At 70.2% G+C, this 25278-nt stretch carries 20 protein-coding genes and 1 pseudogene; 8 read left to right on the top strand and 13 right to left on the bottom strand.

What is annotated here, in order from left to right; all coding sequences use genetic code 11:
* Positions 1–395: 395 nt before the first annotated feature.
* The 9 genes from ACIBSW_RS17060 to ACIBSW_RS17020 are packed head-to-tail and all read right to left on the bottom strand — an operon-like array spanning position 396 to position 8064.
* Positions 396–1622: an acyl-CoA dehydrogenase family protein gene (locus ACIBSW_RS17060; RefSeq protein WP_354724033.1), complete on the bottom strand. Its 1227-nt coding sequence runs from the start codon at positions 1620–1622 to the stop codon at positions 396–398.
* Positions 1622–2656: a phosphotransferase family protein gene (locus tag ACIBSW_RS17055; protein WP_354724031.1), complete on the bottom strand. Its 1035-nt coding sequence runs from the start codon at positions 2654–2656 to the stop codon at positions 1622–1624. Before ACIBSW_RS17055 ends, ACIBSW_RS17060 begins: the two co-directional genes overlap by 1 nt.
* Entirely contained in the window at positions 2656–3108 is a 453-nt protein-coding gene (locus ACIBSW_RS17050; RefSeq protein ID WP_354724029.1) for a MaoC family dehydratase, read from the bottom strand. Before ACIBSW_RS17050 ends, ACIBSW_RS17055 begins: the two co-directional genes overlap by 1 nt.
* Positions 3105–3863 (bottom strand): 3-oxoacyl-ACP reductase FabG, encoded by a 759-nt coding sequence (gene fabG / locus ACIBSW_RS17045; protein WP_354724027.1) that lies wholly within the window; start codon positions 3861–3863, stop codon positions 3105–3107. The genes ACIBSW_RS17050 and fabG overlap by 4 nt, the downstream gene beginning before the upstream one ends.
* Before the next feature lie 14 nt (positions 3864–3877).
* Positions 3878–4528: an HAD family phosphatase gene (locus ACIBSW_RS17040; RefSeq protein WP_354724025.1), complete on the bottom strand. Its 651-nt coding sequence runs from the start codon at positions 4526–4528 to the stop codon at positions 3878–3880.
* A complete protein-coding gene (locus ACIBSW_RS17035) occupies positions 4525–5520 on the bottom strand; it encodes an NADPH:quinone oxidoreductase family protein (RefSeq protein WP_354724023.1) in 996 nt (331 codons plus the stop codon). The genes ACIBSW_RS17040 and ACIBSW_RS17035 overlap by 4 nt, the downstream gene beginning before the upstream one ends.
* Positions 5517–6299: an SDR family oxidoreductase gene (locus ACIBSW_RS17030; protein ID WP_354724022.1), complete on the bottom strand. Its 783-nt coding sequence runs from the start codon at positions 6297–6299 to the stop codon at positions 5517–5519. The genes ACIBSW_RS17035 and ACIBSW_RS17030 overlap by 4 nt, the downstream gene beginning before the upstream one ends.
* The gene (locus tag ACIBSW_RS17025; protein WP_354724021.1) at positions 6299–7054 is read right to left on the bottom strand and encodes an SDR family oxidoreductase; all 756 of its coding nucleotides are present in this window, start codon (positions 7052–7054) and stop codon (positions 6299–6301) included. The genes ACIBSW_RS17030 and ACIBSW_RS17025 overlap by 1 nt, the downstream gene beginning before the upstream one ends.
* On the bottom strand, positions 7051–8064 hold the full coding sequence (locus ACIBSW_RS17020; protein ID WP_354724020.1) for an NADP-dependent oxidoreductase: 1014 nt from the start codon (positions 8062–8064) through the stop codon (positions 7051–7053). Before ACIBSW_RS17020 ends, ACIBSW_RS17025 begins: the two co-directional genes overlap by 4 nt.
* 141 nt (positions 8065–8205) lie before the next feature.
* Here ACIBSW_RS17020 and ACIBSW_RS17015 point away from each other — a divergent pair, with 141 nt between their 5' ends.
* Positions 8206–8814, top strand: a complete 609-nt coding sequence (locus tag ACIBSW_RS17015) for a TetR/AcrR family transcriptional regulator (RefSeq protein WP_354724018.1) — start codon at positions 8206–8208, stop codon at positions 8812–8814.
* 29 nt (positions 8815–8843) lie between these two features.
* On the opposite strand, the gene ACIBSW_RS17010 is transcribed toward ACIBSW_RS17015, so the two are convergent.
* Positions 8844–10529, bottom strand: coding sequence for a calcium-binding protein (locus ACIBSW_RS17010; protein ID WP_354724016.1), 1686 nt, complete (start codon positions 10527–10529; stop codon positions 8844–8846).
* Here ACIBSW_RS17010 and ACIBSW_RS17005 point away from each other — a divergent pair.
* Both ACIBSW_RS17005 and ACIBSW_RS17000 read left to right on the top strand, forming a co-directional pair.
* Positions 10528–10968 (top strand): OsmC family protein, encoded by a 441-nt coding sequence (locus ACIBSW_RS17005; RefSeq protein WP_354724014.1) that lies wholly within the window; start codon positions 10528–10530, stop codon positions 10966–10968. The two genes, ACIBSW_RS17010 and ACIBSW_RS17005, sit on opposite strands and share 2 nt — an antisense overlap.
* A gap of 105 nt (positions 10969–11073) precedes the next feature.
* Positions 11074–11274: pseudogene (locus tag ACIBSW_RS17000) on the top strand (DDE-type integrase/transposase/recombinase); the annotation flags it as partial.
* 359 nt (positions 11275–11633) lie between these two features.
* Here ACIBSW_RS17000 and ACIBSW_RS16995 read toward each other — a convergent pair.
* Complete coding sequence (locus tag ACIBSW_RS16995; protein WP_354724012.1) at positions 11634–12443, bottom strand: DUF1996 domain-containing protein; 810 nt, start codon at positions 12441–12443, stop codon at positions 11634–11636.
* Between the two features lie 1129 nt (positions 12444–13572).
* Here ACIBSW_RS16995 and ACIBSW_RS16990 point away from each other — a divergent pair.
* Positions 13573–13707 (top strand): hypothetical protein, encoded by a 135-nt coding sequence (locus tag ACIBSW_RS16990; RefSeq protein ID WP_354724010.1) that lies wholly within the window; start codon positions 13573–13575, stop codon positions 13705–13707.
* A 501-nt stretch (positions 13708–14208) separates the two neighbouring features.
* Here the strand turns inward: ACIBSW_RS16990 and ACIBSW_RS16985 are convergent.
* Both ACIBSW_RS16985 and ACIBSW_RS16980 read right to left on the bottom strand, forming a co-directional pair.
* The gene (locus tag ACIBSW_RS16985) at positions 14209–15804 is read right to left on the bottom strand and encodes a cellulase family glycosylhydrolase (RefSeq protein WP_354724008.1); all 1596 of its coding nucleotides are present in this window, start codon (positions 15802–15804) and stop codon (positions 14209–14211) included.
* A complete protein-coding gene (locus tag ACIBSW_RS16980; RefSeq protein WP_354724075.1) occupies positions 15791–16156 on the bottom strand; it encodes a hypothetical protein in 366 nt (121 codons plus the stop codon). The genes ACIBSW_RS16985 and ACIBSW_RS16980 overlap by 14 nt, the downstream gene beginning before the upstream one ends.
* A gap of 939 nt (positions 16157–17095) precedes the next feature.
* Between ACIBSW_RS16980 and ACIBSW_RS16975 the strand changes: the two genes are divergently transcribed.
* The 4 genes from ACIBSW_RS16975 to ACIBSW_RS16960 all read left to right on the top strand — a co-directional run bounded on the left by ACIBSW_RS16975 (position 17096) and on the right by ACIBSW_RS16960 (position 25231).
* On the top strand, positions 17096–17308 hold the full coding sequence (locus ACIBSW_RS16975) for a recombinase family protein (RefSeq protein ID WP_354724073.1): 213 nt from the start codon (positions 17096–17098) through the stop codon (positions 17306–17308).
* An 804-nt stretch (positions 17309–18112) separates the two neighbouring features.
* The gene (locus ACIBSW_RS16970; RefSeq protein WP_354724006.1) at positions 18113–22906 is read left to right on the top strand and encodes a diguanylate cyclase domain-containing protein; all 4794 of its coding nucleotides are present in this window, start codon (positions 18113–18115) and stop codon (positions 22904–22906) included.
* Positions 22907–23254: 348 nt separating this feature from the next.
* Positions 23255–24355 (top strand): methyl-accepting chemotaxis protein, encoded by a 1101-nt coding sequence (locus tag ACIBSW_RS16965; protein ID WP_354724004.1) that lies wholly within the window; start codon positions 23255–23257, stop codon positions 24353–24355.
* 348 nt (positions 24356–24703) lie between these two features.
* Positions 24704–25231 carry a response regulator transcription factor gene (locus ACIBSW_RS16960; RefSeq protein WP_354724002.1) on the top strand — a complete coding sequence of 176 codons (528 nt, stop codon included), beginning with the start codon at positions 24704–24706 and terminating at the stop codon, positions 25229–25231.
* Positions 25232–25278 lie beyond the last annotated feature (47 nt).

The raw sequence follows: 25278 nt of genomic DNA, 5'->3' as shown, positions 1-25278 counted from the left end.
GCGCTCCACGCAGGGCTTCGGCTCGGGCGCACTTCCCGGAGTCTGGCAAGGGTGAGATCCACTGTCAAGATCCTCAATGTATGGCTGGCGTCAGCTCTTCCATTTAGGACATGGATTCGCCGGGCCGGCCCCGCTGGCCGCCGTGTCGCCTTGGGGGTTTCACTCAGCGAGAGCGCCCGCGAGCTGGCACTACTCGCGGCAATCTTCATCTCGAACTTCCCCGAGGCGTTGGTCGGTAGCGCGTCCGTGCGACGCCCTCTCCGAGAATTTCCCGACGCGCCGCCGCTCACTATGCGGGATCGATCACGGATGTACGACAGCCACGGACATCGTGTGCAGAGTCGCGGCGGACAGCGTGTGCATACTTGCCGCGGGACGAAGTACCCACGTGGTCATCATGACTCCCGTGCGATGGCCTGGCGGCGCAGTTCGTGGCGGGCCAGGGCGCTCTTGTGCACCTCGTCGGGTCCGTCGGCGAAGCGCAGCGTACGAATCTGGGCGTAGGCGTAGGCCAGCGGGAAGTCCTGCGACAGCCCGGCAGCGCCGTGCACCTGGATGGCCTTGTCGAGGATCCACTGCACGGTCGCCGGGGTGGCGATCTTGATCGCCTGGATCTCGGTGTGCGCGCCCTTGTTGCCGACGGTGTCCATCAACCAGGCGGTCTTGAGCACGAGCAGGCGCAGCTGCTCGACCCGCACCCGGGACTCGGCGATCCAGTCACGCACGACCCCCTGCTCGGAGATCGGCTTGCCGAAGGCGATCCGCTCCTCGGCTCGGGCACACATCAGCTCGATCGCCCGCTCGGCGACGCCGATGGACCGCATGCAGTGGTGGATCCGGCCGGGGCCGAGCCGGGCCTGCGCGATGGCGAACCCGTCACCCTCTCCGCCGATCAGGTTGTCCGCGGGCACCCGTACGTCGTGGAACTCGAGCTCCGCGTGGCCGCCGTGGTCGCGGTCGTCGTACCCGAGCACCTCCATGCCGCGCGTGATCTCCACGCCCGGGGTGTCGCGGGGTACCAGGATCATCGACTGTTGGCGGTGCCGATCGGCGGCCGGGTCGGTCTTCCCCATCACGATGAGGATCTTCGCGTTGGGGTTCATCGCGCCGGTGATCCACCACTTGCGGCCGTTGATCAGGTAGTGGTCGCCGTCCCGTTCGATCCGGGTGGCGATGTTGGTGGCGTCCGAGGATGCGACGCCGGGCTCGGTCATCGCGAAGGCCGAGCGGATATCACCCTCGAGCAGGGGCCGCAGCCACTCCTTGCGCTGCGCCTCGCTGCCGAACTGCGCCAGTACCTCCATGTTCCCGGTGTCGGGTGCGGAGCAGTTGAGCGCGGGCGGGGCCAGGCGGCTGCGGCCGGTGATCTCGGCCAGCGGGGCGTACTGCAGGTTGGTCAGCCCTGCGCCGTGCTCCCCCGGGAGGAAGAGGTTCCACAGGCCGCGGCGGCGTGCCTCGGCCCGCAGCTCGGCGAGCACCGGTACCGAGTCCCAGGCCCACCGGTCCTCGAGCTGACCGAGTTGCTCGTGGAAGACCGGCTCGGCCGGGTAGACGTGGCTGTCCATGAACTCGAGTAGTCCGGCCCGCAGCTCCTCGGTCCTGGCATCGAACTGGAAATCCATCAGTACTGCTCCTTCAGTGACGCGAGCCCCGCGTCGAGAATGGGAAAGATGGCGTCACCCATGCGGTCGAAACCAGAACCGACCGTCTGGCCGCGCAGATGGCGATAGTGGATGCCCTCGAGGATCGCGGCCAGCTTGAACGATGCGAGGCCGAGGTAGAAGCCGAACCGGGACAGGTCGCGGTCGCTGCGCGCGGTGTAACGCTCGACGAGCTCGTCCTCGTTGAGGAAGCCCGCCGCCGACGACGCGTCGGCCACGACGGTTCCGCCGAGCAGCGTGCCGAGCCGCTGGTAGACCACCAACAGCGCCAGGTCGGTGAGCGGGTCGCCGATCGTGGCCATCTCCCAGTCGATGACGGCGACGGGACGGTCGTGGTCGTCGACGAGGACGTTGTCGAGCCGGTAGTCGCCGTGCACCACACCGGGCGCGGTCTCCGCCGGCACGCCGGCCGCGAGCCGGGCGTGCAGCTCGTCCGCGGCGGGCAGGTCGCGGCTGTGCGAGGCGTCGAGCTGCTTGCGCCAGCGCCGCACCTGCCGGGCCAGGAATCCCTCCGGGCGGCCGAAGTCGCCGAGCCCGATCGCGGCCGGGTCGACCTCGTGCAGGATCGACAGAACGTCTATCAGCCCGATCGAGATCGCCCGGGTCCGCTCGGCGCCGAGCGGCCGGAGCTCGGCGGCGTACCGGTACGGCGTACCGGCGACCCGCTCCATCACGTAGAACGGCGCGCCCAGCACGGCCTCGTCCCGGCACAGTGCGTAGGTCCCCGGCACGGGCACCTCGGTGTCCCGCAGCGCCGACATCACGCGGAACTCGCGCGCCATGTCGTGCGCGGTCGCGAGCACGTGCCCCAGGGGCGGCCTCCGGACGATCCACGTTGCCCGGCCGTCGGTCACCTCGTAGGTGAGGTTGGACCGTCCCCCGGCGATGAGCCGGGCCCTGAGCGGCCCGTCGGCCACCCCGGGCACCGTCGCCGCGAACCAGGCGGCGAGCCGGGGCAGGTCGAGGCCGGGCGGGTCGTGCGGGATCGTGGACATCACGCCACCAGCACGCTGACCGTCTCGACCACGCAGGCCGGTTTGTCCGCACCTTCGCGCTCGACGGTGACCCGGGTGGTGACCTGGTGCCCGCCGCCACCCGGCTTCACCGAAAGCAGCTCGACCCCCGCCCGCACCTGCGTGTCCACCGGCACCGGTGAGGGGAAGCGGACCTTGTTGGCGCCGTAGTTGACGCCCATCCGCACGCCCTCGACGGTGAACACCTGCCAGACCAGCGTCGGCACCAACGACAGCGTGAGGTACCCGTGCGCGATGGTGCCGCCGAACGGGCCGGCCGCGGCCTTCTCCGGGTCGACGTGGATCCACTGGTGGTCGCCGGTGGCCTCGGCGAAGGTGTCGATCTGCCGTTGGGTGACGGTGTGCCAGCCGGAGTACCCGAGGTGGGTGCCGACGGCCCGCTCCAACTCCTCGATGCCCTGGAAGACCCTCATGCTTTCGGCCCTCCCGCCACGTAGAGCACCTGGCCGGAGACGAAGCCGGCGCCCTCGCTGACGAAGAACGACACGGCGTGCGCGATGTCCTCCGGCATGCCGGTGCGGGCCACCGGGATCTCCGCGGCCGCGGCCTTCTTGAGTTCCTCGAAAGGCACGCCGATGCGTTCGGCGGTGGCGGCGGTCATCTCGGTCTCGATGAAGCCGGGCGCGATGGCGTTGACGGTGACGCCGAACTTACCCAGCTCGATGGCCAGCGTCTTGGTGAAGCCCTGCACACCGGCCTTCGCCGCGGCGTAGTTGGCCTGGCCGCGGTTGCCGAGCGCGGAGGTGCTGGACAGGTTGACGATCCGGCCCCAGCGGGCCTCCAGCTGGTGCTTCTGCACCTCGCGGGACATCAGAAACGAGCCGCGCAGGTGCACGTTCATGACCGCGTCCCAGTCGTCGACGGTCATCTTGAACAGCAGGTTGTCGCGGAGGATGCCGGCGTTGTTGACCAGCACGGTCGGCGCGCCCAGCTCCTGGGCGATCCGCGCGACGCCGGCTCGCACGGCCCGCTCGTCGCTCACGTCGATGCCCAGCGCGACGGCTTGGCCCCCGGCGCGCTCGATCTCCTCGACGACCGGCTTGCCGGCCGCCTCGTCCAGGTCCACGACGGCGACGGCCAGGCCGTCCGCGGCGAGCCGCTTCGCGACGCCGGCGCCGATGCCACGGGCCGCGCCGGTGACGATCGCGATGCGGGTGGTGGTGGTCATGTGGGTCACTCCTGTCATTGCGGGGTCAGGCCGGGGATCAGCTCGGCGATGGCCGTACGGGTGGTGGCCGCATCGGTGTGCAGCAGTGCCCGCATGCCCACCGCCCGCGCGCCGGCCACATTGGGCACGGCGTCGTCAACGAACAGCACCCGCTCGGCCCGCAGACCCAGACGCTTGAGCGTGAGGTGGTAGATCGGCGCGAGCGGCTTGCGCAGCCTTACCTCGCCGGAGATGACGACCGGGTCGAGCAGCGCATCGATCCGCTCGCGCGGATAGGTGTCGCCCCAGCTGTTGGACAGCATCCCGACGCGCGCGCCGAGGTCGCGCAGGCTCCGGGCCAGCGCGAACATCTCCGGGTCCGGCCGCAATCCGGCGAAAAGCCGGCGCAGCACGCCGACGGGGTGCACCGGGTCGCCGTGGACGGTGGTCAGTTCGGCGGCGAGTAGCGCGTCGAACTCCGTGACGGACAGCCGCCCCGTCTCCAACTGGTGGATCGGGGTGCCGTCCGGGGCGTCGCGGGACAGCCAGGCCTTCAGCGTGCGGGAGAACGACGCCGGGTCGATGCCATCGGACTCGATCCAGGCGGCGATGGAGTCGCGGACGGGTCCGGTCAGCACGCCGCCGTAGTCGAAGATGACGGCGTCCACCCGGCGCTGGGCGCTCATCGCTGCGCTCCCCGCACGTACACCACGCGGCCGACGGTGCTGCCCTCGGCAAGCCGCTGCACGCCGTCGGCCACCTCGTGCAGCGCAAGCCGCTCGCTGACCAGCGGCCGCACGGCGCCTCGTTCGGCCAGCGCGGTGAGATCGCGGTGGCACTGCGCCACGGCCGCCGGGTCGTACTGGTTGTACAGGCCCCAGTGCAGCCCGACGATCGAGTAGTTCTTCACCAGTGCGTGGTTGAGCGCGGCCGACTGGATCTGGCCCCCGGCGAAGCCGACGACGAGGATCCGGCCCTCGAAGGCGACGCACTTGGTTGAGCGCTGGTAGGTCTCGCCGCCGACCGGGTCGTAGACGACGTCGGCGCCCCGGCCGCCGGTCGCGGCCTTGACGACCTCGACGAAGTCCTGCTCGTGCCGGTCCACCACCACGTCGGCGCCCAGCTTGCGGGCGACCTCGGCCTTCGCCGGCCCGCCGACGACGCCGATCACCCGCGCGCCGGCGGCCTTGCCGAGCTGGATCGCGGCGCTGCCGACGCCGCCGGCCGCGGCGTGCACAAGCAACGTCTCGCCCGCCCGCAGCCCCGCCCTGCGGTGCAGGCCGAACCAGCCGGTCTGGTACCCGATGTACAGCGACGCGGCCTCGGCGTCGTCGAGCGCCGACGGCGCCGCGAAGGTCGTGGCGGCGTTCATCAGCGCGCGCTCGCCGAACCCGCCGTACGGGAGCACGGCGCCGCCCAGCACCCGGTCGCCCACGGCGAACCCGGTGACGCCCTCGCCGAGCGCGATCACCTCGCCGCACAGCTCCACGCCCGGCGTGAACGGCGGCTCCGGCTTGACCTGATACTCCCCCCGGCACATAAGGACGTCGGGAAAGTTGGCGGGCGCGGCCAGCACCGCGACCGCGAGCTGACCCGGGCCCGGCTCGGGGTCGGCCACGTCGACCAGCCGCAGTACGTCACGCGGCTGGCCGAGTTCGGTCGTCTGCCACGCCCTCATGCGGTCGTTCCCTTCGCCTCGAGCCGGCGCTGCAGCTTGTTCATGCCGACCAGCCAGCGGTCGGTCTGCACAGCACGGTTGGCGTAGTACCCCGCCACCTCGGGGTGCGGGAGCACCAGGAACCGGTCGTCGGCCAGGGCCTGCCACATCGCTTCGGCGACCTCCTCGGGCGCAATCGCGGTGTCGTGGCTGAGCAGCTCCTGCAGGGGGCCGGCGTTGTCCAGCATCCGGGTGCGGACGCCCTGCGGGCAGATCGCCTGCACGACCACGCCCCGGTGCCGGTAGGTCGCGGAGAGCCACTCGGCGAACGCGACGGCCGCGTGCTTGCTGACCGAGTACGTCGGGTTGCCGAGCATGGTGAGCAGGCCTGCCGCGGACGCCGTCACCACGAACCGACCGGCGCCCCGCTCGAGCCACTCGGGCACCAGTAGCCGCGCTGCGCGCACGTGCGCGAGCACGTTGACGTCGAGGGCGGCCGCCCAGTCCGCCTCGGACGCCTGCAGACCCTCGCCGCGGTCGATGCCCGCGTTGGCGAACCAGATGTCGATACCGCCCAGGTGACGGCGAGCCGCATCGACCAGCGCGGTCACGCCCGCCTCGGATGCCGCGTCACCAGTGACGGCGTGCCCGCCGATGTCGTCGGCCACCCGGGTCGCCGCGGCGGCGTCAAGGTCGTTGACCACGACCCGCGCGCCCTCGGCGGTGAGCCGGGTGGCGAGCGCGCGACCGATGCCGTGCCCGGCACCGGTGACGACCACCCGCTGTCCCCCCACCGGCATCAGACGCCCCCGGTCAGCGTCACACCGCCGTCGACGACGAGCACCTGCCCGGTGATCCACGCGGCGTCATCCGAGAGCAGGAACGCGACCACGCCGCCGACGTCAGCCGGCATGCCCAGCCGCTTGAGCGGGTAGGCGGCGGCGACTTCTTCCTCACGTCCGTCGTAGAGCGCCGCGGCGAACTTCGTCTTCACCACGGCCGGGGCGACCGCGTTGACCCGGATGCCCGGGCCGAGCTCCACCGCGAGCTCCTGGGTGATGTGGGTGAGCATCGCCTTGCTGGCGCCGTAGAAGCCGATACCCGGTGCCGGGCGGATGCCGGCCACCGACGAGACGTTGACGACGGCGCCGCCGTGCTCGGCCATCCAGGTCCGATGGACCTGCTGCACCCACGACAGCGCGGCCAGGCAGTTGACCTCGACGATCTTGCGGGCCGCATCCAGGTCCAGCTCGACCATCGGTCCGTGCACCGGGTTGATGCCGGTGTTGTTGACCAGCAGGTCGGCGCCGCCGAACACGTCGATCGCGCGCTTGACCGCCTCCGCCTGGTGGTCGACGTCTGCGGCGTGCCCGGCCACGCCGACCGCGTGTTCGGGCCCGCCGAGCTGCGCGACCGCGGCGTCCAGCGCCTCCTGCTTGCGCGCGGTGACGACGACCTTCGCCCCGTCGGCCACCAGCCGCTCGGCGATGGCCAGCCCGATCCCCCGGCTGGCCCCGGTCACGATCGCCGTCCGCCCGGCGAACCGGCCGCTCACTCGGTACCGACCTGAAGAACGAGCTTTCCGGTGTTGTCGCCGTTGAAGAGCCGAAGCAGGGTGTCGGGGAACGCCTGCACGCCGCCGTCGACCACGTCCTCCAGCGACCGCAGCTTTCCGGTCGACAGCCACCCTGCCAACTCGGTGGTGGCCTCGGGATACCGGCTGGCGTAGTCGAATACCACCATCCCGGTCATGGAGGCGCGGTTCACCAGCAGCGACAGGTAGTTGGCCGGGCCCTTGACCTGATCGGTCGCGTTGTACTGCGAAATCGCGCCGCAGATGATGATGCGCGCGCCCCGCGCCAGACGGGTCAGCACGGCGTCGAGAATGTCGCCGCCGACATTGTCGAAGTAGACGTCGACGCCGTCGGGTGCCGCCTCGTGCAGAGCCTTGCGCACGTCCTCGGACTTGTAATCGATGCAGGCGTCGAAGCCGAGCTCCTCCACGACCAGACGGCACTTGCGCTCGCCGCCGGCGATGCCGATGACCCGACATCCGTTGATCTTGGCGATCTGGCCGACCACGCTGCCGACCGCACCCGCCGCGCCGGAGACCACGACGGTCTGGCCGCGCTCGGGTCGGCCGATGTCGAGCAGCCCGAAGTAGGCGGTCATGCCCGGCATGCCCAAGACACCGAGGTACACCGGCAGCGGCGCCTGCGCGGGATCGACCTTGGTCAGGCCCCGGCCGTCCGACAGGTGGTACTCCTGCACGCCGAGCATTCCCGACACGTAGTCACCGGCCACGTACCGTGGGTTGCGGGAGGCGACCACCCGGCCCACTCCGCCGGCGCGCATGACCGCACCGATCTCCACCGGGGGGATGTAGGACCTGCCCTCGTTCATCCAGCCGCGCATGGCCGGGTCCAGCGACAGATAGATCACCTCGATCAGCAGCTGGCCCTCGCCCGGCTCCGCGACCGGCTGCTCGACCAAGTCCCAATCCGAGGGCGCCGGCAGGCCGACCGGTCGCTTGGCGAGCCGGTACTGACGATTTGTGCGACCCATACGCCGCTCCTCTACACTACTGACTAAGCGCTTGCTTACTTGCCCAGCTTGCGAGAAGCGTTCCGGTCCGTCAAGAGATTCGGTCGCCGCATGACGTGGCCCATCTCACACCCGCCAGGCACCTGAGAGGATGGCAGCGCTATGACCGAGACCACGGACCTGTCCCGGGCTGCGGCTACCCGCGCAAGGCTTCTCGACGCCGCGGTAAGCGCGTTCGCCGAACGCGGCTTTCACGCCACGACGACCCGCGACATCGCAGCGGCGGCCGGCATGAGTCCCGCGGCCCTGTATGTGCACCACCAGTCGAAGGAAGAGTTGCTCTACCTGATCTCCCGGTCCGGCCACGAACGCACGCTCGCGCTCGTACGCGACGGTCTGATCGGCTCCGACGATCCGGTGGAGCAGCTGGTCAGCGTGGTGCGGCGGTTCGCCATCGACCACGCGCGCGGGCACACGGTGGCCCGGGTCGTGAACTACGAACTCGCAGCGCTCAGCCCCGAGCACTTCGAGGAGATCCGGCAGATCCGCCAGGAGATCGACCACGAGGTGCGACGCCTGGTGGAGTCCGGCATGGCCGCGGGTGTCTTTCAGGTCAGAGATGCAGGGATGACGACCCTGGCGCTGTTGTCGCTGGGGATCGACATCGCCCGCTGGTACCGGGACGAGGGCACGTGGACGCCGGAGGACATCGGCGACCACTACGCGGAGCTCGCCCTGCGGATCGTCGGAGTGGACCTGTCGAGCTTGTAGAGCGCCACCCGGGCAGGCGCTCGGCACCCTCAGCCGACCGGCACAGAGCCCACCGTCCACGCGCCGGATTCACCGCGTACCGCCGCTGCGCTCTGCGTCGGCGTGCTGACAGCGGACGTCGGCGGAGGCGTCAGGCACGACGGCGTGGGGATCGGGGTTGCCGGCTGCGGCGTAGCCGCCGGAGTAGGGACCGTGGGAGGCGCAGTGGTGGGGTTCGTCGGGGACGGCTGTGGCGTCGGCGTCGCCGGCCGCGGCGCAGCTGAAGTCGGTGGCGGCGGCATCGTCATTGTCGTGGGCAAGCACCGAGGCTCGTTGCATGAGTTCAGAACGTCGCCCGGATCAGCCTGGCAGGAGTCGATGAGGTCCCCACCGTCGACGAGGTCGCCGGGCGCGCCGTCCACGGCGTTGAGGGAGTCCTCACCGCCGAGTCCGCGCAGAACGTCGGTGCCGGCGCCTCCGGTCAAGGAGTTGCGCCAGTTGTCCCCGGTCAACATGTCGGCTGCGGCACCACCGAGCACCGCTTCGATTTCGGAGTCGCCGGACCACCGCTGCCTGCCGACCAGATCCCTCTCGCCGACGGCGCCGTCATTGGCCTGCCCGTCAAGGCTGACCGTGACCGGGGTCGTCCGGGCGCGATAGTCGGCGGTGTCGTACCCGCCACCGCCGGACAGGACGTCAGCGCCGTCGTGTTCCGGCAGCGCCGGGAACTGGTCCTGGCCTATCCCGCCGTACAGGGTGTCGTCCTGGGCGCCCCCGTCGAGTACGTCGGTGTCGTCCCCACCGACCAACGTGTCGCGCCCCCAGCCGCCGTGGAGCACGTCGGCGCCGAGGCCCCCGATCAGCACGTCGTCGCCACCACCACCGATCAGCTCGTCCGTGCCGTCGCCGCCGCAGATCACGTCCGCACCAGGACCGCCGACCAGGCGGTCCGGACCCGGCGTCCCGCGCATCGTGCACCGGGGCAGCGACGGTGTGGTGTCGTAGCGGAGGTACTTCCAGTGCGATGTCCCGGTCAGGCTCTCCGCCATCAACGCCGGTGTCCCCCCACCGGACCAGGGCAGCGTGTGGGCGATGACCACACGACCGTCGACGGACAACTGGACCCGCTCCCGCCGTACGTCGAGTTTGTAGGTGTGGAAGGCGCTCTGGGTGTCCATCGCGTAAGCGATCTGCACGGGATAGGTCAGGCAGACCTGCCCGCGGGCGAAGCCGACCGTGACGACGCTCAGGTGGTCGCCGGCCCAGATGCGGGCCGGCTCCGCATAGCCGCACTCCTGGGTCACCGACTCATCGAGGCGCATCCTCGCCTCGACGGTCCAGCCCAGGTCGTTGTCCGCGTTGCCGGACCAGTCACTCGACGATCCGTCGAACAAGCCGACGTACCCGTACGGGCCGAGGGTCAGAACATTGCCGGCGACGGTCGCCGGCTCGTTGATCCGCCAAGGGCCCGGTGGCAGCTGGGCAAAGGTCTGCACCACGGGGGTACGGGCCTGCGCCGTACCGGACGCCACGAGCGCGAAAGCCGCGACCAGGACTGCCGCCAGCACTCGGAGGATACGAGATCGGGTCCTCCCGGATGCTGAACGGGTCACTGATCGCCTCCTGAAGGCAATGCGGTCACGGTTCACGCGCGTCAGATTGATGAGTGTCACTATAGAGCAGCGAATCTCGGGGAGCACACCGACCGCGATCATGGTGGGATAGATTCGCCGCATGGCGGACGACACCCAGCGCTCGGTGGACCTGAAGCGCACGAGCCTCGGCCAGTACGAGGCGCGCAACGCCCGCGGCGGCACGATAACCGTCGGCGTCGGGGACGGTACCGACTTCACCCCGGTAGAGCTGCTGCTCGCCGCGCTCGGTGGCTGCACCGGTGCCGACGTTGACTACATCACCAGCAAGCGCGCGGAGCCGGAGAATTTCGTCGTCCACGTCACCGGCGACAAAGTCCGGGACGAGGCCGGCGGCAACCGGCTGGTCAACCTGGCCATCGAGCTGCGCGTCACGTTTCCGGAGGGTGCCGCCGGCGACGCGGCCCGGGAGGCGCTGCCGCGCGCGGCGCGGATGTCGCATGACCGGCTCTGCACCGTCTCGCGCACGGTCGAGCATGGCACTCCGGTCGACACCCGCACCGCGCCGTCGCCAGCCGACTGAAAGAAAGCCGGGCTCTATCGCGTTTCGCCAATCGGATAGGCCCGGGCAGGATCGACCGGTGAAGCATGCCGCTGCGTCGCGCCCCGGGTCTCCTCCTCGCTCTGCGTCCACCGGCCGATCGACCAGTACGGCCAGGTCGTAGACGTCCTGCTGCCAGTCCGCCGGGACGCCCGGACGGCCCGGCGGTTCTTCACCCGGGCACTACGCACGCCAACTGTGATCCCGAGCGAAGTGCGACTGACGCCGTGCGACAACAGCGGATTTGTGCATGGGAAAGCCGGATCCGACACTGTCCTTCGAGCATGATCACTTCAAGATTGGGGAACCGCGGTTCTTCGGCGCTTGACACTCGCCTCGTTCCTGCGGCTACCCCTCGCGGCGTGCGGGCACTCCACCGGTACGGGCAAGCCCGCCGACGCCGCACCGGGCAGCACCCAGGCACTAGGCGCCGCACCGGACGGCACCACCGCTCCAGGCGCCACGCCGGCCGGGCGGCCGTCCGTATCGACGCCCGAGCCGAGTAAACCGACCGCCGCCGCCGATCAGCTCACCGGCACGCAGCACGCGTACCTCAAGGCGGCCGACACGGCGAAGGGCACGTCCGGGCGTAGGGGCGGGCGGAGCTTCGGTGGTTCCGCCCGCCGTTCTTGCTGGTCAGTGCGCGGTTAGCTGGGGCGGCCGTCGGCGCCGCACTTGATGACCGGACGGATGCAGTCACGGACGCGCCGATCCATCTCGGCCACTGGCCACGCGTTGAAGAAGTCGCCGTGCATCGTGAAGCCGCGGCCGGAGGACAGCCGGATGGCGGCGGCGTTGCCGGTGATCGGGTACCGCAGCACCTGGCGGAGCTTCGGCACCGGGACCGGGTGCGACGACGGGCAACCGTTGTTCACCGGGTACGCCATGTGGCTTTTGTGGTCGGCGGAGTCCAGGTCACGCCCGTTCCAGCACTGCGGGAAGTCCAGGTACGACTCCAGTTGGGTGCCAGCCGGGCAGCTGACGAAGTCTTTGCTGACCAGGTTGCTCGGTCCATGCAGGCAGGACCACCGGGAGATGGTGGTCGCGTCCGGTGCGGTGGCCCTCGCGTTGCCGGCGACGATCCGCATGCCGAGCGGCATGGACTGGATCGCCCCGGGGTTCGCGATGCCCTCACCGAGGTAGTAGAACGTCACGATGTTCGGTTCGACCGGCTGGTTGGCGGCGTTGTAGAGCGTGGGCACCCAGTACGACGACAGGTCGACGCTCGGGTTGCAATTGCTTCTGCCGTTTTGTAGGGAGTTGAGGTTGGTGTGGGCGTTCGTCGACGTGGCACCGAAGAAGCTGTGCATGTGCGACGCACCGGGCAGGCCGGGGAACACGATGGGGTCGTCCGGAAGGCGGTGGCTGAATGGGCAGTCGGCGAGGAACTCCGACACGCGGACGATCGCCTGTGCCTGGGTGGGTGCAACGAGGATGCCGGCCGTGAGGGCCAGCACCGCGGTTCCTAGCAGCGAAAGCAGACGTTTCGGCCAACTGGTCTGGGGATTCGTGCGGTTCATGGGGGACTCCTTCGGGCCTGGGGGAGACCGAACGGCCGCGCCCTCCTAACACTCGAGAGAGCGCTTTCACAAATATGACAGCCTGTATAGATAGGTGTCAATCATCAGACATTGAGGTGATCGCAGCGAGGAATGGCGGCTGCCTGGACGACACGGTGAAGGGTGCCAGCTCAAGGGATTTCGCGGTTCTTTCAGGTGCGGAAGAGATCAACCTGTACCGCTCGGAAATGCGGTTTTGGCTGCACTGCCGGCGAATATTCGCTGATCAGTCCGTTGAGGATCTTCCTGCGGCGGACCGGGGCCGAGTCCAGGTCCACGAGGACGGCTGGAACGGTGTCCGCGCGTCAGGTAGGCGCTAGCGCAGCATCGCCACCGACAGTGGGTCACCCGTCCGAGGAGGCGTATGCGGCGGCGATCGTGCAGGCGGACGGGTCCGCGGCTATCAATGCGGAACCGAGCCGGCCGGGGATGGACCCAGTCGTTCAGGCTTACGAGTGATATCGCGGCTCAGTGCGTTCAGGGCCGCACCCCGGTGCGGGTATCTCAAGGACCGACTTTCACCAGCCTCGAGAATCGAGGTGATCGGCATGTCGACCACTCCCCTCACTCGCACAGCCCAGCCTCCCAACCGACTGCTTCGGGCTTGGCTCGATTGTTCACCGGCGCAGCCGTGGATCAGCGCCGGAATCGCCCGCACTCTCAACGCCCTGGCTCGCGCTCGAAGGAGGGGCCGCGGGCCGCGCGGGGGCGCATGGCGGCGATCCGCCCGCAGCCACCGGACCTCGGCGTCGACGCCAGCCACGGCCTGCCGCTCCGCCCTCAGTGTCCAGACATGGTCGTCCGGATCGCAGTTGGCCAGCCGGGTCGGACAGGTCCGCGATGTCGTCAGACTTCGGTTCCGCCTCAGCAGCTTCTCTTGATCATCGTGGGAGCTGGAAGAGGCGTAAGGTCAGCGTGTCGCACGGATTCCGCCGCCGTCACGCGGACGTCATGAACCGCCCACCCGCCGCGATCAGGCGAGCACCGACGCTGCACGTCCACCGACCCGTTTCAGGGAGGTTCGATCATGTCCAAGGACTCGACGAGCAAGGCGAACGTCAAGAAAAAAGGCAAGACGATCAAGGAGAAGCAGACGGCGAAGCGCTTGAAGCGTGACGCGCAGAACGGCCACTCCTCGAACATCCCGTCCACGGGGCACTGAGCACCAGCCAACGCCCGAGACCCTCGACCGACACCGAGTCCTCGATCGGGTCAGCAGGCCCCCTATCGCCGCCTGGCCGACCGCCGAGGCAAGAAACGCGCGCTGGTCGCCATCTGGCAAATGATCAGCAACGACGCCGACTACCAGGACCTCGGCCGAGCACTTCCTCAATCGCGTCGACCCGCCCGCCTGGTCCACCAACTCCAGCTACTCGGCTACCAAGCCGTACTGACACCAGTCGGCTGAGGTCTGTTTTCGACTCAGACCCGTGGCCTCGCATGGGGAGGCTGGGCAGGGTCGTGCAGTCGTAGATCGAACTGCGGAGACCGAAACAACACGTCGCGGGGCCGAGCCGACGGGACGGCAGTGGCGCCTTCCGCCAGAACCGCGGCCCGCAATGAACGGGCGGACCGTCTCCCTGTCCTCGTGCTGCGACGGCTGGGCCGGCGAAACGCACGACGGGCCGGGGCCGCCGAAGCGGCGCCGGCCCATCGCGGTGGGTCAGTTACAGGCGGTGCCGTTGAGTCTGAATCCGGTGGGGGCGGCGGCGTTGCCGGCGTGGTTGGCCTGGTAGCCGATGGTGGCCGAGCCCCCCGGCGGGAGGGCGCCGTTGTAGCTGGCGTTGGTCGCGGTCACCGTGCCGCTGGTCGGGGAGTAGCTGGCGCTCCAGCCGGAGACGATCGTCTGTCCGGCGGCCAGGGTGAAGGCCAGGGTCCAGCCGTTGACGGCGGTGGTACCGGTGTTGGTGATGGTAATGCTGTTGGTCAGGCCGGTGTTCCACGCGTTGACCGCGTTGCTGACCCGGCAGGTGCCGCCGGGGCTGGTCGTCGGCGGTGTGGTGGGCGGTGTGGTGGGTGCGGTGGTCGGCGGCGTGGTGGGCGCGGTGGTGGGCTGGCTGCCGCCGACGGCGCTCATGATGGCGGCGATGATGCTCTGCTGGGTCACCGCGCCCGAGCTCCGGTCGAACAGGCCGAAGCCGTGCTGCCCGTTCCAGCCGTTGTCCCAATAGGCGGTGGCCGCTCCGTACTTCTTGGCCGTGGCCACCACGGCGCGCGCATAGTCCGCGCGGTACCGGTTGCTCGAGGAGTCGTACGTCGTCTTGTCGATCGCGCCGTACTCACCGACGAAGACCGGATATCCGCGCGTGACGAACTTGTCGTACATCTTCTTCATCTGCCCGTCGAGGAAGTCCTCCTGGCCCCACACCGACTTCTTCGCCGGGTTGGTCGCGGCCGCGCCCCACTGCGTGATGGTGCCGTCCTCCTGTCCCGCGAAGTCCCACGGGTCGTAGTAGTGGACGGAGATCATGATCCGCTGTTCGTTCGCGGGGATGGACGACGACCGGTACTGGTCGGTGGGTAGCACGAATCCGCTGCCCACGGTGTGGTCGATGTTGGTGTTCCAGCCGGGCACCAGCAGCCACCGGGAGGCGTTGGTTCCGCCGGTGCGGCGCACGGTGTCCACGAAGATCTGGTTGTAGGCGTTGATGTTCGAGTAGCACGGCTGGGTCGGGTTGCCGTACTGCCCGTCGAAGTTCTCGTTCATGGACTCGAAGATCAGGTGCTCGTTGTAGCTCTGGAACCTGGTCGCCACCTGCTGCCAGACCTTCTGATATTTGTCCTTGATCGTTGTCTGGTCGGCCGCATCGCAGATCAGCCAGGACCCGGTGACGGTCTTGTAACCGTCGCCATGCATGTTGATCAGCACATACAGGCCCCGGTTGTAGGCGTAGTCGACGACCTCTTGGATTCTGGTCAGCCACGCCGCGTTCACCGTGTAGTTCGGTCCGGACCCGATGTGTCCCAGGTAGGAGACCGGGATCCGGATCGTCTTGAATCCCGAGGCCCGCACCCGGTCGATGAAGGCCTGCGTCACGACCGGGTTTCCCCAGGCCGTCTCGCTGGGGATGCCGTTGTTGCTGGCCTCGAGCGTGTTGCCCAGGTTCCAGCCGGCACCCATGTCGGCAACCAGCTGAGGACCGTTCAGCTGGGCCACGACGTCGGCCGACGCCGACCTCGTCACGCCGGACACCGTTGCGGCGAAGGCCAGGATGGCGGCAAGGAATGCGAGCCCGGCCTTCCGTCTATTTGAACTCATAGCTGGGTCCTCTCGTGCGGTCTCGAGCGCTGATCCCCGGCGGTGAGCCGGAATGACTGGTCGTAGTGCGGGCCCGCCGCCGGGACAGTTCGGGTAGTTGCCCGGCTGGTTGAGGAACCGGCCACCCGGCGCGGCGCACCGCGACGCGTTCTCCCGGATGTCGTTGACGCAACTGATGGCGGTGTATCCGGCGCACGCCTGGTGGCTGGCTGGACTGGGTAAGCGCCCCGTTCCAGACGTTGCCTGCGCACTCGCCACCGGCGAAGGCGAAGGTCAACCGCCAAGTCGAGACAGGGTCGCCCAGGCATGTGATCTTGACGTCGCTGGCGCAGCCGCCCCAGTGGCTCGAGATCGTGTGGGCGGCATCCAGTTGCCGCGGCGTTCGCGTTGCCGCCGTCGCGACAATGCCGAGTCACCACTGCGGGTGCGCCAGCGGCACTCAAGGCGTACTTCAAGTGCGACTTCTTTGTTGGCATGCCAGCCAAAATACAGGAGGCATCGATAGCCGTCCATCAGGCTGCGGTCGAGCGCCGCGGTCGGGGAACACCACGTTGGTGAGCGGTAGGCCCACCGAAGCCGCCTCACCTCGGCCGCCGAGACCAGCGGCAACGCGCTGGCGTCGTAGCTTGGCGAGCGACCTGCTCGGTCACGGGTGCGCGGCCGGCATCGGCTGCGGATGGCTGGTGGCGGGCTGCGGTTCGCGTTCTACGGACGGACCTCGACCGGCCGATTCCAGGACCCGGCCTCGTCGCAGGAGTGGCAGCGTGACAACGCGCTGCAGGTGATCGGCGGGGTCGGGAGGATCGTGACCGAGTTCTTTCGACATCGGACACTCCCGCACCTTGCCCTGGCAGCGCCGGCCGCCGCGCTGCCGTGTGCGGCCGCCAGCCCGGACCGGGTTCGACGCGATGGTGATCGGCGAGTTCGAACGCGCCTTCACCGCCGGGCAAGCACGCAGCATCCTCGCCCAACTGCACGCCTACGGCATCAGCGTGTGGCCGTCCGGACTCGACGGAACGGGCGACCTGACCGACACCAGCCACCAGGCGCTGCTGATGCTGCCTGGCCACCAGTCCCGCCGTGAGGTGCTACGGGCCCGCCGACGTACCACCGCGGCGATGGCCGCCCAAGGCCGGCACCTCGGCGGACGCCCGCCGTACGGGTACCGGGCGCGCCGACGCCAGCCCGCACCCGAACCCGCAGCACGCCCCACTGGGGACGACTCCTGCGCCTCGACCCGGACATTGCACCCCACACGCAATGGATGTTCGCGCAGTGACTCGCCGGGTACATCACCGCCGGGATCGCCCGGACCCTCAACGCGCTCGGTGTGCCGCCGCCATCGGCGCACGACCGGGTCCGCAACCCGCACCGCGCCGGGACCGCGTGGACTCTCCGTACGGTCGCCGCGATCTTGGCGAACCCGCGCCACACCGGCCGGCAGGTGTGGAAACGACAGAGCATCGACCACCACGAAACCCGGCCTGGGGCCAAGACCAGCTGACCCCCGGGCAGCAAACCGACCCGCACCTGGAACTCGCGCGAGCGATGGAAGATCTCCCCGCCGAACGCGCATCCGCCGCTGGTCAGCAACATCGACTTCCTGCGCGTCCAGCAGGTCACCGCGGTTGCGGCACCGGATGATGGCAACCTCGACCGGTATCAGCTGACCGGGCTGGTCATCGGGCATCACCGGTGCGCATGACAAAGGCGGCGTCGAGGGCGACATCGGCCGGTTACGCCGCAACCATCTAGTCCCGGTTCCGGAGGTCGCGTCCCTCGCGGAGCTGAACGCGCGGTGTGCTTCGGCATGCCACCACCCCAACCAGGTTCAGCCGCCGGCCGTCGTCACGCGAGGTGGCCTCGCGAACCACGGGTCAGTGTCTTCAGCGCGAGAGCCAAACGCCGCGGTTGGCGAGCAGCTGGCCGCCCGTCGTGCAGAAGGCGTCAAGGGTGACGGGTGGGGTATCCGTCGGCCGAAGATCGGCCCGGATGACCGGGGGAACCCTCAGTTTGGGCCGGTCGCGACCGACCGGAACCGGGAGGACCGCGTATTCCGACATTGGCATCGGCGAGGCGGGACGTGTCGGAGAGCGTCGGTAAACGGGAGCGAAGCATCATGTCAGTAGTAACGCCCATCGGGGGTTCGCCCCGGGCGGACCGGTACCCAGCCGGCGTGCTGTACGACAGCGACCGAACCCGGGTCACCAGAACGCCGACGCCGGACGGCGGTACGGTCGTCCGTAAGGAGTCACTCGGGGCGAATGCGGCGGCGCGGGCGGGCCACGAGCGGACGATCCTGTCTCGGTTGGCCGGCGTTGATGGCGTGCGCCAGCTCGCGGGCGACGATGCGTCCGCCGACGGACACGTGTTGACCCTCGTCGACGTACCTGGCCGGGCGCTGGCGGAGTTGCCGCCGACCGAGCGGATGGGTAACGCCGACCTGCCGACGTTCGCGCTGGCGCTCGCGCGCATCCTCGTCTCGGTGCACCGGGCCGCGGTGGTGCACCGCGAGATCAACCCCGGCAACGTTCTGCTGGACGACGACGGCCGGCCGGTCTTGATCGACTTCGACCTGGCGACCACGTTCGCCGAGGTTCGTCCTGCCTTCACCCACCACCGCGAGATCGTCGGCCGGCTGCCGTACCTGGCGCCGGAGCAGACCGGGCGGACCGGGCTGCCCGTAGACTCCCGCGCCGACCTGTACGGGCTCGGGGCGACCATGTACGAGTTGGCCGTCGGGCAGCCCCCGTTCGGCGACGGCGACCCGCTGCAGCTGGTTCGCGACATCCTCGCCTGCCCGCCGCGGCCGCTGGCGGAGATCGTGCCAGGCGCGTCCCGGGGCTTGTCCGACATCGTGTCCCGGCTGCTGGAGAAGGAACCGGCACGGCGGTACCAGAGCGCCGAAGGGCTGGTGCACGACCTGACCCGACTGATCGCCGCGCCGGAGGCGTCCCTGCGGCTGGGGGAACAAGACTTCCCGAGCCGGCTGTCGCCGCCGTCGACGGTGGTGGGGCGTGACCCCGAGACCGCCGCGCTGCGGTCGGCGTTCGACCGGGCGGTCCACGGCCGCGCGGCCGGCCTGCTGATCACCGGCGCGCCCGGCGTGGGTAAGTCGGCCCTGATCTCCCAGCTCCGGCCCATGGTCACCGCGTACGGGGGCTGGTTCGCCACCGGCAAGGCCGACCCGTACCGCCACGACACCGCGTCGGGGGTCGTCACGCAGGCGCTGCTGGGCATCGGTCGGCTGCTGCTGGCCGAACCGGAGGAGGAACTGGCGAAGCAGCGTGAGCGGATCCTCGCGGCGCTCGGACCCAACGCCGGCCTCATCGCCGTGGCCGCGCCGGAGTTCGCCTCGCTGCTGGGTCACCACGAGGTGGTCGGGGCGGACGACCCGGTGGAGCTGCAGGCGCGGCTCGGGCAGGCGGCGCTCGCCCTGCTGCGCGTGACCGCGTCGCCGCAGCGGCCGCTGGTGATCGTCCTCGATGACCTGCAGTGGGCCAGCCCATCGGCGCTCGGCATCGTCGACGCCATCCAGACCAACGGTCAACTGCCCGGGCTGCTACTGGTCGGGGCGTACCGCGAGCGGGAGGTCGACGCGGCGCACCCGCTCACCGCGCTGTTCGACCGGTGGCAGCGGCTGGGCACCGCGCCCGCGCGGCTGCACCTGGACAACCTCGGCCCTGCTGACCTGGGTGCCCTCGTCGGGCAGATGCTGCGACTGCCCGCCGCCCCCGCGACCGAACTCGCCAGCGTGCTGAGCGAGCGGACCGACGGCAACCCCTACGACACGGTGGAGCTGATCAACGCGCTGCGCGCCGACGGCACCCTGGAACTGGGTGCGGCGGGGTGGTGCTGGGACTCCTCGGCGATCCGTCGCCATGTCGGATCGGGCGACGTCGTCGACCTGCTCACCGAGCGTATCGGCCGGTTGGCCGAGGACGACCGCAAGCTGTTGCGGGTAATGGCCTGCCTCGGCGGCGAGGTGCGGCTCGACCTGCTCGCCCGCGCCGGCGGGTACCGCGAGCAGACCGCCCGCGAGCACCTGGCCGCCGCCTTGGAGGACGCGCTGCTGGTCATGGACGACGACGGCGGTGGCGGCACGTCCGCGCTGCGCTTCCGTCACGACCGGGTACACGAAGCGGCCCGCCTCGACCTCGACCCGACCGACCTGCCCACCACCCACCTCGCGATCGCCCGCCGCCTGGCCAGGGAGGACGCCTTCCGCGCCGTGGCCGCCGAACAGTACCTAGCCGCCGGGCCACTGTTGCGCGACGTCGAACCGGCGGAACGGCGCACCGCGGCGGAACTGTTCGGCGCGGCCGCCGCGGCCGCGCGGATGATCAGCAATCACGCCCCCGCCGAGCGGTATCTCACCGCGGCACTCGCGCTCTGGGCGACCCTCGGCGCTGCCGACGACGACCCCGTGCCGATCGGATGGGAGACGCAGCGGCACGCCGCCCTCTACAGCCTCGGCCGGCTGGGCGACGCCGACGAGGTGTATCACTCGCTGGAGTGCCTCGCGCCCGAGCCACTCGCGCTGGTGGAGGCGGCCTGCAACCAGATCTCCAGCCTGAGTAACCGGTACCGGCACGCCGACGCGATCGCCCTCGGCTTCGCCCTGCTCGACCGGCTCGGCTACCCCCATCCGGGCCAGGACGCCGCGGCCGAGGTGCGGCACCGCATGGACGCGATGTACCGGTGGATCGAGACCGCCTCGGTGACAGACGACCTGGCCCGCCCGGAGCCGACCGACCCCCGGGCGCTCGCCGCGGCGCGCGTGCTGCAACGACTCACCCCCGCGGCGTTCTTCGGATTCCTCGCCGACCCGACCGCCCTGCCCTGGGCGGTCACCGAGGCACACCGACTGTGGACCCGGCACGGCGCCTGCGCCGCCCTCGTCCCCACCGTCGCCAGCGCCGGCTTCGCCACCATCATGACCGGCGGGAAGCACCGCGTCGCCGAACGCCTCGTCCAGCACGCCCTCGCCGTGGGCACCGCGCGCGGCTACGAGACCGAGACCGCCCACGCCCGGTACGTGCACGCCGCCGGCGCCCTGCACTGGTTCCAGCCGCTCGAGGACGAGGTGCACCAGGCCCGCTCGGCCCGTGAGGGCCTGCTGCGCGGCGGCGACCTGCATTCGGTGTGCCTCGCCTACTGGCCGTCGCTGTTCGCACTGGTCGACACCGGGCCGACCCTCGACCACCTCGACGCCGAGGCAAACGCCGCCCTCACCTTCGCCGCCCGCACCGGCAACGACAACGCCGCCGCCATCCAGATCCTGTACCGGCAGTTCGTGCGCGCCCTGCGCGGCGATACCAGCACGCCCGGCGGATTCAGCGACGACACGTTCGACGAACACCGGCACCTCGAGGTCAACAAGCGGGTTGCGCTGCACTACTTCATCTACCGGGCGCTGTCCGCCGTCATCTTCGACGACGTCGAGGTCCTGGTTCGCCACACCGAACAGGCCGTGCGACTGGCCCCGATGCTGCAAGCCTGCTATCCGTACGCCCTGACGCAACTGCTGCAGGCACTGGCGCTGGCCCGGCGGTTGCGCGACGCCGAACCCGAGCAGCGACCCGCACTGCTGGCGGCCCTGGACGACTGCCGGGACTACCTGGCTGAACGCGCCGTAGACGCGCCCGAGAACTTCCGCCACCTGGAGCGGCTGGTAGCGGCCGAACGGGCCTGGGCGGTCGACGACTTCCGCGCCGCAGCAACCGCGTTCGACGCTGCCCTGCGCGACATCGAGCCGCGTCAACGGCCGTGGCACCGGGCGTTGATCGCCGAGCGGGCCGGCCTGTTCCACCTGGAGCACGGGCTGCCGCGCACCGGCCGCGGCCTGCTAGCTGAGGCCCGCGAGCACTATCGGAGCTGGGGCGCCGCAGGCAAGGTTCGCCAGCTCGAGCGCGCACACCCCGGCCTACCCGCCGCGCCGTCCGCGCCGGCCCGCCCGGCGTCCGGCGGTAGCGTCCGCGCCGACGACATCGACCTGCTGGCCGTCCTGCGTGCGTCGCAGGCACTGAGCTCGGAGACCGACCTCGACCGGCTGCAGGCCAGCGTCGTGGAGCAGGTGGGCGCCCTCGCCGGGGCCACCGATATCCGGCTCGCCCTGTTCGACACCGACGCGGGCGGCTGGGTACTGCCCGACCCGGACCGGCCCGGGGACCCCCCGGTGCCCGTCTCGACGCCGGGAACCGAACGGCTGGTGCCGCTGCGGGCGCTGCACTACGTCGAGCGCACCCACGAGCCGCTCCTCGTCGCCGACACCGCCGCCGACGACCGATTCGCCAGCGACCCGTACCTGGCCGACGTGCCGGGCCGTTCGCTGCTCGTCGTGCCCGTCCTGCAGCAGGGCGCGCTGCGGGCGGGGCTGGTGTTGGAGAACCGGCTCAGCGTCGACGCCTTCACCACCGACCGGCTCGACGCCGTCACGCTGCTCGCCGCGCAACTCGCCGTCTCCCTCGACAACGCCCTGTTGTACCGGCGGCTGGAGGCCAGGGTCGCCGAGCGCACCAGCGCCCTGCAGGACGCCAACGAGCAGCTCGCGGCGCTGAGCCTGACCGACCCGCTGACCGGGCTGGCCAACCGACGCCGCTTCGACGACGCCCTTGAGGCCACCTGGACGCGGGCACGCCAGGCTGGCACGACCGTCGCGCTTGCCATGATCGATATCGACCATTTCAAGGGGTACAACGACGCCTACGGCCACCAGGCCGGCGACGAGTGCCTGCGCCGGGTCGCCGCAGAGCTCGCCGAAATCGTCCGTCAGGGCACCGACATCGTCTGCCGTTACGGCGGCGAGGAGTTCGCGATCGTCTTCACCGGCGCGGACCAGACCCGAGCCGCCGCCGTCGCCGAACGGGCCCGGGCCGCCGTAGAGGCGCTCGCGCTGCCGCACGAGCACACCGAGGCCAAGGTAGTCACGCTCAGCATCGGCGTCGCGACACACGTACCGGCCGGCAGCGCGCCAGCGGACGGCCTCATCGCGGCTGCGGACGCAGCGCTCTACCGCGCCAAGGGGCAGGGCCGAAACCGACTGTGCGTGGCCGAGTCGGCAGCGCCCACCCCGGCCTACCCGCCGGGCGTCCGGCGGTAGCGTCCGCGCCGACGACCCGTACCTGGCGGACGTGCCGGGCCGTTCGCTGCTCGTCGTGCCCGTCCTGCAGCAGGGCGCGCTGCGGGCGGGGCTGGTGTCGGAGAACCGGCTCAGCGTCGACGCCTTCACCACCGACCGGCTCGACGCCGTCACGCTGCTCGCCGCGCGACTCGCCGTCTCCCTCGATAACGCCCTGTTGTATCGCAGGCTGGAGGCCAGCCTCGCCCGCCGACCGGTCATGGACGGTCTGACCTGCCCGGTGCGAACGAGAAACTCAGCAGGTGGGATTCCTCAGCCGTGTCCCGGATCTGTCGATCGGCTATCGACTGATACGAGACGGGAGCCGCTGTGGCACGGTTGGGGCTTTTCGGCAAGGCCGAGTCGGTGCACCCGTTGGTGGGCACCGCCGAGGCGCTGCGGGTCGTGATGACGGCTCTCCCGGTCGTGATCATCGTGGTGGACGACCAGGGCGATGTCGTCTGGCGTAACGAGGCCGGCGCTGCCATGGTGGCTCGGGTCGTCGCCGAGCGGGGACCGGCCGCGCTGCAGGCGCTGCGGGACACGTTCAAGGAGATCGCTGCCACCGTCACGGAGTACCCGTACACCCTGGCCCGCAAGGTCGAAGGAGGAGAGGGAGGCGACGAGGTCTACGCCGAGACCGTCATCAACCGCATCCCCGGCGGCGGGTACGTCGCGACCTGGGCGGATGTGACCGCCCGGGTGACCTCCACGGAGGTCGCGGGTGAGCTGGCCGCGGACCTCGACTCGGCGGTGCACTCGCTCAATGGCCTCGGCGACGAGCTGGCGAGCACCTCCAGCGACACCGCCGACCAGGCCCAGCTGATCTCGCGGAGTTCGGCCGAGATGACCGCGAGCATCAGTGAGATCTCCGATCGGGTCGTCGCCGCGTCCGCGGATACGGGCGCGGCCGTGGCCTCGGCCCGGGACGCGGCGCAGACGATGGTCCGGCTGCAGGAGTCCAGCCGGCAGATCAGCGAGGTCACCAAGCTGATCACCTCCATCGCCGACCAGACCAAGCTGCTGGCGCTCAACGCGACCATCGAGGCGGCCCGGGCCGGGGAGAGCGGCAAGGGCTTCGCCGTCGTCGCCGGCGAGGTCAAGGACCTCGCGGCGCGCACCGCCGAGGCGACTCAGCAGATCATCGCGATGGCCGACGCCATCCAGGGCGAGAGCTCACAGGTCGACGGCGCGATCGCCGGGATCGTGGAGCTGATCGACCGGGTGGCCGAGCAGCAGACCATGATCGCCAGCGCGGTGGAGGAGCAGACCGTGACCACTGCGCAGATGTCCGGTGGGGTGCGCTCGGTCGCGGACTCGGTGCAGGCGTCCGCGCAGGCGGCCGAGACCGTCCGTACGGCGGCGGCGGGCATCAGCGATCAGGTCGAGCGGCTCAACGAACTCATCGTCATCCAGCGCCAGCACCGCTGACCGTCAACCCGGAGCGACCGGGCAGGCACGTATTGGCTGGCTGAGCGGTCCGCCGGCGCGTTCGGCGCTGTCCGAGCCGCCGACGCCGGCTCACACGGGTAGTTCGGCCTGCGGGCACGGGGCGCGATCGGGGTGCCCTGCAGCGGTGGCCGTAGCGTCCGGAACCAGGTGACGTGGTCGTCGGCACGCAGCCGCAGCAGTAGATCGATCTGCTCGGCGTACAGGGCGAACGGTTCGAGGAATGCGCTCCGTCCGGCGACGATTTCGGCCTGACCCCGTGCTGATCAGGCAGACTCGTGGGCTCGCCGGAACACACCGACGGATCAGGCGGCGCAGAGCATCGAACTGGTGTCCTCGCTGGTCGACAAGTCGCTGCTGCAGCGAGAGCCCGCTGCGGGCGCGGTCGTCTACCGCCTGCACGAGACCATGCGCGAGTACGCCGGCTCGACGCGTTTCCCGAATGGCCTCGAACAGCGCTGGGCGGATCACTACCTGCAACGATGCGCACGATTCGGTACCGAGGGGGCGTCCGATGGTTCGACGAATTGGCTCCCGCGGCGGCGTCGCCGTGGACGGGCGGCTCTCGGTCCGGCGCGCTTCGAGTCGTCGCTGCGCGGCGGCCGGCGGATGAGCCGCGCCGACGCGCTGCGGCTGGCGCTGCGCGAGGTGGCCGCCCCGAGCCCGAACGGTCCGTTGACACAGCGCGAGAAGGACGTCGCCGGGCTGGTCACCGAGGGCCTGAGCAACAAGGACATCGGCGCGCGGCTGTTCATCTCCGAACGCACGGTCGAGAGCCACGTGCGCAACATCCTGAACAAGCTGGGCTTCCACTCGCGTATCCAGATCGCGAGCTGGGTCGCCGCCCCCGAGAGCTAGACACCTTCCAGTCGGGACAGGCACACGGTGATCCGCGGGCCCCGGGA

It is taken from the genome of Actinoplanes sp. NPDC049668, assembly GCF_044465445.1.
GTDB lineage: Bacteria > Actinomycetota > Actinomycetes > Mycobacteriales > Micromonosporaceae > Actinoplanes.
Note: the sequence above shows the minus strand (reverse complement) of the source record. Positions and strands in the feature narration are given on the sequence as shown.

What these genes read in the sequence shown, in the direction of transcription:
- ACIBSW_RS17060 (WP_354724033.1), bottom strand. Translation starts at nt 1,622, where the DNA reads ATGGATTTCCAGTTCGATGCCAGGACCGAGGAGCTGCGGGCCGGACTA.
- ACIBSW_RS17055 (WP_354724031.1), bottom strand. Translation starts at nt 2,656, where the DNA reads ATGTCCACGATCCCGCACGACCCGCCCGGCCTCGACCTGCCCCGGCTC.
- ACIBSW_RS17050 (WP_354724029.1), bottom strand. Translation starts at nt 3,108, where the DNA reads ATGAGGGTCTTCCAGGGCATCGAGGAGTTGGAGCGGGCCGTCGGCACC.
- fabG (WP_354724027.1), bottom strand. Translation starts at nt 3,863, where the DNA reads ATGACCACCACCACCCGCATCGCGATCGTCACCGGCGCGGCCCGTGGC.
- ACIBSW_RS17040 (WP_354724025.1), bottom strand. Translation starts at nt 4,528, where the DNA reads ATGAGCGCCCAGCGCCGGGTGGACGCCGTCATCTTCGACTACGGCGGC.
- ACIBSW_RS17035 (WP_354724023.1), bottom strand. Translation starts at nt 5,520, where the DNA reads ATGAGGGCGTGGCAGACGACCGAACTCGGCCAGCCGCGTGACGTACTG.
- ACIBSW_RS17030 (WP_354724022.1), bottom strand. Translation starts at nt 6,299, where the DNA reads ATGCCGGTGGGGGGACAGCGGGTGGTCGTCACCGGTGCCGGGCACGGC.
- ACIBSW_RS17020 (WP_354724020.1), bottom strand. Translation starts at nt 8,064, where the DNA reads ATGGGTCGCACAAATCGTCAGTACCGGCTCGCCAAGCGACCGGTCGGC.
- ACIBSW_RS17015 (WP_354724018.1), top strand. Translation starts at nt 8,206, where the DNA reads ATGACCGAGACCACGGACCTGTCCCGGGCTGCGGCTACCCGCGCAAGG.
- ACIBSW_RS17005 (WP_354724014.1), top strand. Translation starts at nt 10,528, where the DNA reads ATGGCGGACGACACCCAGCGCTCGGTGGACCTGAAGCGCACGAGCCTC.
- ACIBSW_RS17010 (WP_354724016.1), bottom strand. Translation starts at nt 10,529, where the DNA reads ATGCGGCGAATCTATCCCACCATGATCGCGGTCGGTGTGCTCCCCGAG.
- ACIBSW_RS16990 (WP_354724010.1), top strand. Translation starts at nt 13,573, where the DNA reads ATGTCCAAGGACTCGACGAGCAAGGCGAACGTCAAGAAAAAAGGCAAG.
- ACIBSW_RS16985 (WP_354724008.1), bottom strand. Translation starts at nt 15,804, where the DNA reads ATGAGTTCAAATAGACGGAAGGCCGGGCTCGCATTCCTTGCCGCCATC.